We start from the raw sequence: 11,747 nt of genomic DNA, 5'->3' as shown, positions 1-11,747 counted from the left end.
CTCCCAGATGTTCGAGCGTTCCAGTGATGCCATTTTGTTACTACGTGATGGAGTGATCGAAAAGGCAAATCCGGCGGCGGTGCGGCTGTTCTGCTGCAAGACGGAAGAGCGCTTGCATGGACGTAGCCTGGATGACTTTTCGCCGCTGAAGCAGCCGGATGGCGTTCCCTCGGCCGGTGTTTCTGCCCAGCGCGTGGAAGAGGCCATCCGCAAGGGCAATAGCCGCTACGACTGGCATTACCTGGATTGCGAAGGCCAGCAGTTCTGGGCCGAAGTCCTGATGACCTCCATCAGCCTGGATCACAAGCATCTGTTTTATGTGGTTGTGCGCGATATTTCAGAGCGCAAGCGGACCGAGCAATCATTGCATCTGGCGGCCCAGGTCTTCGAAAACAGCCACGACGCCATCCTATTGACCGATCACGGCCGGCGTGTGATCGCGATCAACCGCGCCTACTCAGCCGTAACGGGTTTTGTCCCGGACGATATCCTGGGCAAGCCGGTCAGCGCCTTCCGCAGCGGGCTGGAAGATGAATCCTTCTACCGCGAGGTCTGGCTGAGCGTCGACAATGCCGGCCATTGGCAGGGCGAAACCTGGGCGCGCCACAGCGACGGCTCGCTGTTTCCGGCCTGGGTCAACATCACGGCGATTCGCGACAGCGCCGGCCAGGTGTCTAATTACATGGGCATCGTGTCCGACATCACCGAACGCAAGAAAACCGAAGAGCAGACCCGGCATCTGGCCGAGCACGACTTCCTGACCGATCTGCCCAACCGCGTGCTGCTGCTGGACCGTCTCAGCCTGGCCCTGGCCGCCGCACGCCGCAGCGGCGAGAAGCTGGCCATCCTGTTCCTGGACCTGGACCGTTTCAAATATGTCAATGATTCGCTGGGCCACTCGTTCGGCGACCGGCTGCTGCGGGAAGTGTCGGCACGCCTGGTCAGATGCGTGCGTGAGGCCGACACGGTGAGCCGGCAGGGCGGCGACGAGTTCGTCATCATCCTTACCGACATCGGCAACGCGGAGCGGGCGGCTCACGTGGCCGAAACCATTCTCCGCGCTGTGGAGCAGGAATACGCGCTGGACGAGCACCAGCTGCATATCTCCACCTCGATCGGCATTGCCATGTATCCGGCCGACGGCGCCGACATCGATACCCTGCTCAAGCACGCCGATGTCGCCATGTACCACGCCAAGCAGGATGGACGGAATAACTGCCAGTTCTTCAGCAGCGAAATGAATGCGCGCGTCGTGGAGCGGGCCGGCATCGAGAATGGCCTGCGGCGGGCCGTGGCGGAGCAGCAGTTCGAGCTGGTGTTCCAGCCGGAAGTGGAGATCGCCTCCAATACCGTGATCGGCATGGAAGCGCTGTTGCGCTGGCGCCATCCTGAACTGGGCCTGCTGCTGCCGGAGCGCTTTATCGATGTCGCGCAGGAAGCGGGGCTGATGATCGCCATCGGCAACTGGGTGCTGCAGGAGGCTTGCCGGCAGGCGCAGGTCTGGCATGAGCAGGGCAGGCTGCTGATTGTGTCAGTGAACCTGTCGCGCGCCCAGTTCACGCACAAGGGGCTGCTGGACAGTGTGGGCGATGCGCTGGCGGCATCCGGTCTGGCTGCTGGCTGCCTGGAGCTGGAACTGACCGAGAACATTCTGCAAGACGGCGGTCCTCGCGTAACCGAAACGCTGGCGGCCCTGCACAAACTGGGTGTGCGCTTATCGCTGGACGATTTCGGCACCGGCTATTCGCGGCTTGGCCAGTTGAAGGACTATCCGATCGACCAGCTGAAGATTGCGCAAGTTTTCATGAATGGCGGCACGGATACCACGGCCATCCGCACCATCATCGCGATGGCGCGCAGCATGCACATGACGGTGATTGCCGAAGGCGTAGAGACGAACGAACAGCTGGAGCTATTGCGTGCACTGGGCTGCGACCGGTATCAGGGCTTTCTGGCCGATGCCACGCTCAGCGCAGCCGTAGGGCGGGTCATTGACCCGCCGAAAGTGGCCGAAGCCGCAAGCGCACCAGCACCTGGCCATGATCCGACACTTCCGGCCGTTCCTGCCGCAGATGGTCGTTAAAGTAGGAGACATCCACCACCTCGCCGATTGCGCGCGGCGAGGCCGGATTGAACTCCTCCGACACCAGTACGTGATCGATGGTCGAGTAATGCCCCTCATGGATGCTGGTATAGCCCACGTGCCGCAAATGGTCCTGGCGCAGCTGGATCTGATTGGCGTCGTACATGCGGCCGCGGCGTTCCTCGGTGCCGAGGATGCTGGCGCCGTTGCCCAGGACGATGGTAGTGGTCACGGCATCGGCCGTATCGTTGAAGTCGCCCAGCACGATGCAGGGGCGGCGCGTTTCGCGCATCATTTTGCTGAGCAGCACGCGCAGCGCCACCGCTTCCGTACCGCGCCACACGAGCGAGCGCAGGCTGGCCATCGCGTAGTGCAGGGGATCGTCGCCATCATCGCCGGAACGGTAGTCGGGACGACGCGACTTCAGGTGCACCACGATCACATCGATCACATGCTCGCCGGGCAGCACCACCCGTGCGTGTAGGGGCGCCCGTGCGAAGCGGGCCTCCGGGCCGTTGACATCGTTGGACACATCTTCCGGAAAATTGGCATAGACAACCGGCTCGCCCGCCAGCGGCAGACGGGACACCAGGGCCACATTGGGCGTCAGGCGATCGGCTTGCGGATCTGGATCGAAACCGGCGTGGATGGCCTCGCGGTATTTGTGGGTGCGGGACAGGACATCGCGCAGCGCCTCCTGGGAGAAGATTTCCTGGAAGCCGATCACGTCGGCATCGAGCTGATCCAGCTGCTGGGCGGTCCAGTTCGCCTTGGCTTCGTATTCGGCCTCCGTCAGAGGCAGCAGATTGTCGTACAATTTTGCGCCCGGCGGGGCGAGGTTGCAGACATTGAAAGTGGCAAAGCGAATTTCTTGCTGCATAATGAGAAACTCCTTCCTGAGCACTTAGCGTATCACGGCATGGCAAAAAAAGAGCACATTTCAGAAACCCCGGCGACAGCTTTACTGCGCAAGCACAAGGTCCCGTTCACCGAACACCCTTACGAATACGAAGAACATGGCGGCACCACCGTATCCGCGCGCGAACTGGGCGTGGACGAACACCATGTCGTGAAAACGCTGGTGATGCAGGATGAAGCAGCTAAACCTTTAATTGTGCTGATGCATGGGGATTGCAAGGTCTCCACGAAAAACCTGGCGCGCAATATCGGCTGCAAATCGGTGGAGCCGTGCAAGCCGGAAGTGGCGCAGCGCCATTCCGGCTATATGGTGGGCGGCACCTCGCCGTTCGGCACCAAGAAAGCAATGCCGGTGTACGTCGAGGAAAGCATCCTCGGGCTGGAAACGATTTATATCAATGGCGGACGGCGCGGCTTCCTGATCGGCATCCAGCCGCAGGTGCTGAGCGAGGTGCTGGGCGCCAAACCCGTGAATTGCGCGCTGGCCGATTGACCGGTATAGTCACCGCCGGCACTTAAATGGGGACGTAACACATTTAAAAAGACAAATGTGTTACGTCCCCATTTAAGTGCAATATAAATAAAACAACTCAGGGGAATCATGAATACTGTCCTGCTCACCATCGCTGCCTATCTGATCGGCTCGATTTCTTTCGCCGTCGTGGTCAGCAAGTTCTACGGCCTGGCGGACCCGCGTTCCTACGGCTCGGGCAATCCTGGCGCCACCAACGTCTTGCGTAGTGGTAATAAAGGCGCGGCGATCTGGACGCTGATTGGCGACGCCTTCAAAGGCTGGATCGCCGTCTTCCTGACCATCCACTTCGCCGACCAGCTGGGCGCCGGCGACAGCACCATCGCGCTGGTAGCGATTGCCGTCTTCATCGGCCACCTGTGGCCCGTATTCTTCAAGTTCAAAGGCGGCAAGGGCGTGGCGACCGCCGCGGGCGTGCTGCTGGCGCTGAATATCTGGCTGKGCGTGGCGACGCTGGTAACCTGGCTGGTGGTGGCGTACGCCTTCCGCTACTCCTCGCTAGCCGCGCTGGTGGCGTCCATCTTCGCGCCTTTCTACTACGGCCTGCTGTTCGGCGCCGATCCGCAAATGGCGGCGGTGGTGGTGATGAGCGGCCTGCTGATCTGGCGCCATGCCAAGAACATCGGCAATCTGATGGCCGGCAAGGAAAGCCGCATCGGTTCCAAGTCGAAAAAGAAGGCCTGACAGCGCCGATTTCTTCTTCATGCGAAAATGCCAGCTTCGTGACACATGGAGCTGGCAATGAGCACTCCCCTCCGCATTGATTTCGTATCCGACGTTTCCTGCCCCTGGTGCGCCATCGGGCTGCACTCCCTGGAAACGGCACTCAATCGCCTCGGCAGCACCGTCAAAGCCGACATCCATTTCCAGCCTTTCGAACTGAATCCCGCCATGGGACCGGAAGGGCAGGACATCACCGAACACATCCAGCAGAAGTACGGCGCGACGCCAGCCCAGCAGGAACAATCGCGCGAGATGATCCGCCAGCGCGGCGCCGACGTCGGCTTTGAATTCGCTCTGGGCGCGCGCACCCGCATCTACAACACCTTCGACGCCCACCGTTTGCTGCACTGGGCCGGCGAACAGGGCAAGCAGAGCGAGCTGAAGCATGCGCTGCTGTCCACCTACTTCACCAAGGGCGAAGACCCGAGCAACCGCGACATTCTGATCCGCGTGGCAGGGGAAGCGGGACTGGACCAGGAAGCCGCCACCGAAGTGCTGTCGTCCAACCGTTATGCCGAGGAAGTGCGGGAAGCCGAGCGTTTCTACCAGCGCAACGGCATCCACTCGGTTCCTGCGATCATCATCAACGAACGGCATTTGATTTCTGGCGGGCAACCGCCGGAAGCCTTCGAGCAGGCACTGAAACAAATAGTGGCGATGAAATAATAGGTCTTATCTCGGTTACAACCTCTCCCGTTTGCTATACACTGCAAGATGTAGCACCAGCAGCTCAAGGCAAACACTAGAAGCGCGACAACGCTACACACGGGAGAGGGCTCATGTCAGCCGCAGAACAGATCTTTTCGCACTCGTTTCCACTGCCGATGGACGACAAGCACCGTCTGGCCGCCTTGCACCGCTATGAAGCGCTGGACGCGCCAAATACCGAAGACTTCACCTTCCTTACCGAGCTGGCCGCCAAGGTCTGCGACGTGCCTTACGCCTTCATCACCCTGATCGACGCCGACCAGGCCTACGTGAAATCCTTCACCGGGCTGGAACTGGGCAACCTGCCGCGCGGCCAGTGCTATTGCTCGCTGGCGGTGCTGGGCGACGAGGCCACTGAAATCTGCGACCTGACGAAGGATGCGCGCACTTCCAGGATGCCGCTGACGACGGAAGCGCCCTTCATGCGCATGTACAGCAGCGTGCCGCTAACGTCCAGCGACGGCTACGCCATCGGCACGTTGTGCGTGATGAATACCAAGACAGGTTGCCTGTCCACCAGCCAGCGCGACATGCTGCGCCGCCTGGCGCGCCAGGTCATGGCCCTGATCGAGCTGCGCGCCAATGAAAAAGCGCTGAAAGAATCGATGCGCGAGCTGGAAATGCTGGCCACGACCGATGAGCTGACCGGCCTGCACAACCGCCGCTCGCTGATGAACCGCTTGAAATTCGAAGTCGCCCGCACGCGCCGTTTCCGCACGCCGCTGTCGGCGGTGATGGTCGATCTGGACCACTTCAAGCAGGTCAACGACCGTCACGGCCACATGATCGGCGACGAGGTGCTGAGCGCTGTCGGCAAACTGATTCGCGAAAATGTGCGGGTGATCGACGTCGCCGGCAGGTACGGTGGCGAAGAATTGTGTATCCTTCTGCCCAACACGCCGCTGGAAGGCGCGCGCAAGTTTGCGGAAACGCTGCGTGGACGAATTGAGGCGCAGATGCACATGGATGGCAACCGTAGAGTTCCGGTCACGGCCAGCCTGGGCATCGGCTCCTTCAACCATATGGACATCGACGACGCCGACAGCCTGCTGCGCCAGGCCGACGCCGCCTTGTACCGTGCCAAGCAGAACGGCCGCAATAGGGTAGAAGGCTGAAACGAACGGAGAATTTTGAAATGCCTAAGGCAACATGGAATGGCGTAGTGATCGCCGAAGCAGCATCCGACGAAGTTGAAATCGTCGAGCACAATGTGTACTTCCCGCCGGAGCGGGTCAACAAGGAATTCCTGCAGGACAGCGCCCACACCACCATGTGTCCGTGGAAGGGCGTCGCCAGCTACTACAACGTGGTGGTGGACGGCCAGGTGAACGGCAACGCCGCCTGGTACTACCCAACCCCATCTGAAGCCGCCAAGGGATTGAAAAACCGCATCGCCTTCTGGCACGGCGTGGAAGTTCAGCACTAGTGCGTGGATAACATCACCCATTCAGTCGTCGGCCTCGGCGTCGGCGAGCTGATTCAACGCAGCCTGCCTCCCGAGGCAGGCGACGCGCGCCAGAAGACCCGCCACCGCCTGCTGCTGACCGCCTGCGCGGCGGCCAGCAATTTCCCCGATCTCGATCTCGTCCTGACGCACCAGCTGCCGCCACCGCTCGGCTATCTGCTGCATCATCGCGGCCACACGCACACGCTGCTCTACCTTTTGCCGCAAGCCGTGCTGCTGCTGGCGGCGCTATGGCTGCTGTGGCCCAACGCCCGCGCGCTGCTGCGCGAAAGCCGCCATGCACGGCTTGGCCTGCTGCTGGCAACCGTCGCCGGCTTCCTGCTGCATATCTCGATGGACTTCCTGAATTCATACGGCGTCCATCCCTTCTATCCCTTCAACCCGAACTGGTATTACGGCGACGCCGTCTTCATCGTGGAGCCGGTGTTCTGGGTGGCGTTCGGCGTGCCGCTGGCGCTGTCGATCCACACGCGGGCGCGCTGGGTGCTGGTGTTCGGGCTATTTGCTGCACTGGCTTTCGTGACCGTGCATGGCTACCTTAGCTGGGGCTCATTCGAAGCGCTGGCCGCCCTGGGCGGCGCGATAGCGGCGCTGCGCCTGATGCATATGCACAGCCGGCGCGCGCTCGCCCTGGCGCTGGCGATATGCCTGGCCTTCGTTGGCGTTCAGGGCTACGCATCCTCGCTAGGCCGCGCGCAACTCACGCGCCACTTGCAGGCGCTCGACCCGGCATCGCGCGTAGTGGATATCGCGATGACTGCTTTCCCGGCGCAGCCTCTGTGCTGGGCCTTCGCTTCCGTGGAGAGCAACCAAGCTGCCGCCTCTTATCGACTGCGCCGCGGCATTATCAGCCTGGCGCCGGGCTGGCTGCCGGTCGCCGATTGCGCGCCCGCCTTGCAGGCACGTGGCGGCGATGAGCCGGCGCTGCGTGCTGGCGCTGATGGCGTCGCGCTGCAAAGCGACTGGCAGGGCAGCCTGACTACCTTGCGCACGCTCGCTGCGGGCAACTGCGAACTGAACGCCTGGCTGCGCTTCGCGCGCATCCCGCAGGTGGACGAGGAAGTCGCCAGCGACCAGCGCTTCGCCTCCACACCGCGCGGAAACTTCACCACCTTGGAGCTGGCGCAGTCGCGCGCATGTCCCGGCAACGTACCGCAATGGGGCATGCCACGCGCCGACCTGCTGGCCGGCGCGCAGCACTAGCTCAGGCGGCCTGCTTTACCGGATCGAAATCGGTGGACATCGCCACATCGATCCACTGCGCCATTTCCTGTTCCACCTGCTGGTTCTTGGCGCGCACGCGGGCCACGGTATCGCTGCCAAGTTGCAGGCGCACCGGCGGCTTCTCAGCATCGGCCAATTTCAGGATGGCCTTCGACAGCTTCTGCGGATCGCCCGGCTGCTGATGATTCGCGCCGGCCGCGAAGGTACGCATGGCGCCCACGGTTTCCGCGTAGTCCTCGATGCGCGCTGCCGTCTCGGTCAGCGACGTCGCATCCAGGAAGTCCGTGCGGAAGAAGCCCGGTTCGACCACGGTGGCATGGATGCCCAGCGGCGCCAGTTCCATCGACATCGCTTCGCTCAAGCCTTCCACGGCAAACTTGGTCGAACCGTACACGCCCCAGCCGTAGTAAGCGCTGTATCCGCCGACGGACGAGATATTCATCACGTGGCCGCTGCGCTGCTTGCGCATCACCGGCAGCACGGCGCGGGTCACGTTCAGCAGGCCAAACACATTGGTGTCATACAGCTTGCGCACTTCATCGGCCGACGACTCTTCCACCGCGCCGAGCAGGCCAAAACCAGCGTTATTAACCAGCACATCGATGCGGCCGAAGCGTTCCACCGCCTGCTGCGCGGCCACGATAGCTGCGGCTTCCCTGGTCACATCCAGCTGCACGGCCAGCAGATTGGGATGCGCGCCCAGTGCCTCGGTCACGCTTTCCGCCTTGCGGGCGGTGGCCACAACATAGTCGCCGCGCGCCAGTGCGTCGCGCGCAATCAGGGAACCGAAACCGCGGGAAGCGCCAGTGATGAACCAGACTTTCTTTGCCATGATGTTTCTCCTTCGAGAGATTGGTGATTTGGTGAAGGGAAGTGTAGGCGTGGAAGTGCYGCTACACTAGGCATAGGAAAGATGTTTGATTTTCACCTTTTGGTTGTAAATGGCTGGAATGGACAAAGCCCGCGTCATCACCATCTTCATCGGCGTCGTACAGGCCGGCAGCTTCAGCAAGGCGGCCGTGGAGGCGGGGCTGTCCGCGCAAGCCGTCAGCAAAGCCATGCGCCAGCTGGAGGACCACCTCGGCGTGCGCCTGTTCCACCGCACCACGCGCAGCCTGAGTCTGACGGAGGAAGGCCAACGCCTGTTCGAGCTGTCCACGCCCGGCTTGCGCCTGCTGGACGAGGCCTTCGACCAGGTGCAGAACAGCCGCGAGGCCGTGGAAGGCCTGATCCGCATTTCCGCCGCGACCTCGCTGGGCACCATCGTACTCACGCCGCTGATTGCCGAATTCCAGCAGCGATACCCCAGCGCGCATTTCGACCTGCTGCTGAACGACCAGTTCACGGACATGATCTCGTCCAAGATCGACGTCGGCTTCCGTGCCGGTAATCCGCCTGAGCGCAACCTGGTTGCGCGCCACATCGGCGACCTGGCGCTGGCCATCTGCGCATCGCCCGATTACGTTGAGCGCCACGGGGCGCCAAAGAATATCCACGAGCTGCAGAAGCACCGCTGCACCGGCTTCCGCCAGCCCAATACCGGCCGCCTGATTCCATGGGAGCTGAAAGGCGAGGGCGGCACCATCTATCAGGACGTGCCCTGTGTCGCCAGCTTCAACACTGCCGAAAGCGAAGTCGAAGCCGTGCGCGCGGGCGTCGGCATTGGCCAGCTCGCGGTCTACATGCTAGGTGACGACCTCGAACAAGGCCGCCTGCTCCATCTGCTGCCGCAGCAGCTTGGTTCCGGTGGCGGGGTGTACATGTACTACGCCCAGCGCACACGCATGCCGCTGCGTGTGCGACACTTCATCGACTTTGTGGCCGAGCGCGCGCCGGCCTACTTTCCCAAGCCGCGCAAAGCGAGATAGAACATGGACCGCCTTTACCTGATGACCGTCTTTGTCGCCGTCGCCGAAGAGCAGGGCTTTGCATCCGGCGCGCGCCGCCTGGGCATGTCGCCGCCCGCCGTCACGCGCGCCATCGCCGCGCTGGAGGAACGTCTGGCCGTCAAGCTGCTGGACCGCACCACGCGCCATGTGCGCGTCACCGAAGCAGGCCAGCGCTATCTGGACGACGCGCGCCGCATCATCGCCGAGATGGACGAAGCCGACGAAGCAGTCCAGGGCATCAACGCCGCGCCGCGCGGACACCTGATGGTGACGGCGCCCATGCTGTTCGGCCGCATGTACGTCATGCCCGGCATCGTCGACTTCCTGCAGCGCTATCCGGGCATGGAGGTAAGCACTTTATTTGTGGATCGCGTCACGAGCCTTCTGGAAGAGGGCATCGACGTTGGCGTGCGCATTGGCGAGTTGCCGGATTCGACGCTGCGCGCCACACGCGTGGGCGAAGTGCGGCGCGTGGTGGTCGCATCGCCGCAATACCTGGCGCAGCATGGCGCACCTGGCACGCCGCAGGACCTGATGCATCACGTGGTCGTGTCGTCATCCGGATCGAGCACGCCGCCGGACTGGCGCTTTGTCGATCAGGGCCGCCTGATCTCGCAGCGTCCGAGCGCGCGCCTGAATGTGAATACCAACGACGCGGCCATTGAGGCGGTGAAGCGCGGCTTCGGCATCGCACGCCTGCTGTCGTATCAGGCATCGGCGCTGCTGGCCTCCGGTGAGCTGCAACTGGTGCTTGACGATTACGCTACACCCCCGGTACCGATCCATATCGTGCATCGCGATGCGCGCCAGGGCTCCGCGCGCGTGCGGGCCTTTGTTGATTTGATGGTGGTGCGCCTCCGCGCGGAGCCTGGCCTGCACCCGCTTGGTGCGCTGCACAAATCCAGTGCCTGAAATTCACTCCTGATCTGTCTTCCACCCTGCGAATGCGCTGGCACGCTGCTTGCACATACAACCGTGAGGCTGGCGTCCGCCGGCCATTCGCTACGGGGACAACGGAAGATGGACGACAGATTCAGCCTGACCCGCCGCGCCTTGCTCAAGGCCGGCGCCGCCACCGCATTGACAGGACTCGCGACGCAGGGCGTCTGGGCCGCAGGCTCGGACAAGCCTGAGAAAGAGGAGGTCAAAGTCGGCTTCATTCCCCTGACCGATTGCGCGTCGGTGGTGATGGCGTCCGTTCTGGGCTTCGACAAAAAATACGGCATCAAGATCATCCCAAGCAAGGAAGCCTCATGGCCTGCTGTGCGCGACAAGCTGGTGAACGGCGAACTCGATGCATCGCACGTGCTGTATGGCCTGGTGTACGGTGTGCACCTCGGCGTGGGCGGCCCGAAGAAGGACATGGCCGTGCTGATGAACCTGAACCACAATGGCCAGGCGATCACCCTGTCCAAAAAGCTTGCAGATAAAGGCGGTGTTGACGGTGCCTCGCTGGCGAAGCTGATGAAGAGCGATCCGCGCGAATACACTTTTGCGCAGACTTTCCCCACCGGTACGCATGCAATGTGGCTGTACTACTGGCTGGCGGCCTACGGCATCAATCCGATGAAAGACGCAAAGATGATCACCGTGCCGCCGCCGCAGATGGTGGCCAATATGCGTATCGGGAATATGGATGGCTACTGCGTGGGCGAGCCATGGAATCACCGTGCCATTGCCGACGGCATCGGCATCACGGCCACCACCACGCAGGACATCTGGCGCGACCATCCCGAAAAGGTGTTGGGCACCAGCGCCGAATGGGTGAAGAAATATCCGAATACTGCGCGGGCGCTGGTGGCAGCGATTCTCGATGCCGGCCGCTGGATTGACGCTTCGCTGTCCAACAAGGTGAAGATGGCCGATACCATCGCCGACAAATCGTATGTGAATACCTCGGTCGACGTGATCGGCCAGCGTATCCTGGGCCGCTACCAGAATGGCCTGGGCAAGACCTGGGACGATCCGAACTACATGAAGTTCTTCAATGACGGTGCGGTGAACTTCCCCTATCTGTCGGACGGCATGTGGTTCCTCACGCAGCAGAAGCGCTGGGGACTGCTGAAGAGCGATCCGGACTATCTGGCTGTCGCCACGCAGATCAACCAGATCGATTTGTACAGGGACGCGGCGTCGCTGGCCAAAGTGAGCGTTCCGAAATCTCCGCTGCGCACGGTGAAGATGATCGACGGTGCGGTGTGGGAT

At 62.1% G+C, this 11,747-nt stretch carries 12 protein-coding genes; 10 read left to right on the top strand and 2 right to left on the bottom strand.

The genetic code is table 11. From position 1 onward, the window contains the following. On the top strand, nt 1-2,083 hold a 2,083-nt coding region (locus AB4Z11_RS09265; RefSeq protein ID WP_442024669.1), incomplete at its 5' end, for a putative bifunctional diguanylate cyclase/phosphodiesterase. Here AB4Z11_RS09265 and AB4Z11_RS09260 read toward each other — a convergent pair. Continuing rightward, nucleotides 1,989-2,963 (bottom strand): endonuclease/exonuclease/phosphatase family protein, encoded by a 975-nt coding sequence (locus AB4Z11_RS09260; RefSeq protein ID WP_442024667.1) that lies wholly within the window; start codon nt 2,961-2,963, stop codon nt 1,989-1,991. The two genes, AB4Z11_RS09265 and AB4Z11_RS09260, sit on opposite strands and share 95 nt — an antisense overlap. Before the next feature lie 39 nt (nt 2,964-3,002). On the opposite strand from AB4Z11_RS09260, the gene ybaK reads away from it, so the two are divergent. From ybaK to AB4Z11_RS09230, 6 genes are all read left to right on the top strand, one after another. Beyond that, nucleotides 3,003-3,494: a Cys-tRNA(Pro) deacylase gene (ybaK, locus tag AB4Z11_RS09255; RefSeq protein ID WP_442024665.1), complete on the top strand. Its 492-nt coding sequence runs from the start codon at nt 3,003-3,005 to the stop codon at nt 3,492-3,494. Nucleotides 3,495-3,602: 108 nt separating this feature from the next. Further along, the gene (gene plsY, locus AB4Z11_RS09250) at nt 3,603-4,217 is read left to right on the top strand and encodes a glycerol-3-phosphate 1-O-acyltransferase PlsY (protein WP_442024663.1); all 615 of its coding nucleotides are present in this window, start codon (nt 3,603-3,605) and stop codon (nt 4,215-4,217) included. 57 nt (nt 4,218-4,274) lie between these two features. Continuing rightward, a complete protein-coding gene (locus AB4Z11_RS09245; RefSeq protein WP_442024661.1) occupies nt 4,275-4,922 on the top strand; it encodes a DsbA family oxidoreductase in 648 nt (215 codons plus the stop codon). A gap of 113 nt (nt 4,923-5,035) precedes the next feature. Then, nucleotides 5,036-6,079: a sensor domain-containing diguanylate cyclase gene (locus tag AB4Z11_RS09240; protein ID WP_442024659.1), complete on the top strand. Its 1,044-nt coding sequence runs from the start codon at nt 5,036-5,038 to the stop codon at nt 6,077-6,079. A gap of 20 nt (nt 6,080-6,099) precedes the next feature. Next, nucleotides 6,100-6,390 carry a DUF427 domain-containing protein gene (locus tag AB4Z11_RS09235; protein WP_442024657.1) on the top strand — a complete coding sequence of 97 codons (291 nt, stop codon included), beginning with the start codon at nt 6,100-6,102 and terminating at the stop codon, nt 6,388-6,390. A gap of 3 nt (nt 6,391-6,393) precedes the next feature. Further along, on the top strand, nt 6,394-7,632 hold the full coding sequence (locus tag AB4Z11_RS09230; RefSeq protein ID WP_442024655.1) for a metal-dependent hydrolase: 1,239 nt from the start codon (nt 6,394-6,396) through the stop codon (nt 7,630-7,632). 1 nt (nt 7,633) lies between these two features. Here the strand turns inward: AB4Z11_RS09230 and AB4Z11_RS09225 are convergent, their stop codons facing one another. After that, entirely contained in the window at nt 7,634-8,485 is an 852-nt protein-coding gene (locus tag AB4Z11_RS09225) for an oxidoreductase (RefSeq protein WP_442024653.1), read from the bottom strand. 118 nt (nt 8,486-8,603) lie between these two features. Between AB4Z11_RS09225 and AB4Z11_RS09220 the strand changes: the two genes are divergently transcribed. The 3 genes from AB4Z11_RS09220 to AB4Z11_RS09210 all read left to right on the top strand — a co-directional run. Further along, on the top strand, nt 8,604-9,521 hold the full coding sequence (locus AB4Z11_RS09220; RefSeq protein ID WP_442024651.1) for a LysR family transcriptional regulator: 918 nt from the start codon (nt 8,604-8,606) through the stop codon (nt 9,519-9,521). Between the two features lie 3 nt (nt 9,522-9,524). Next, nucleotides 9,525-10,454, top strand: coding sequence for a LysR family transcriptional regulator (locus tag AB4Z11_RS09215; protein WP_442024649.1), 930 nt, complete (start codon nt 9,525-9,527; stop codon nt 10,452-10,454). A gap of 108 nt (nt 10,455-10,562) precedes the next feature. Beyond that, nucleotides 10,563-11,747: CmpA/NrtA family ABC transporter substrate-binding protein (locus tag AB4Z11_RS09210; RefSeq protein ID WP_442024647.1), on the top strand; the 1,185-nt coding region annotated here is incomplete at its 3' end.

Source organism: Pseudoduganella sp. RAF53_2 (assembly GCF_052113985.1).
Lineage (GTDB): Bacteria > Pseudomonadota > Gammaproteobacteria > Burkholderiales > Burkholderiaceae_D > Rugamonas.
Note: the sequence above shows the minus strand (reverse complement) of the source record. Positions and strands in the feature narration are given on the sequence as shown.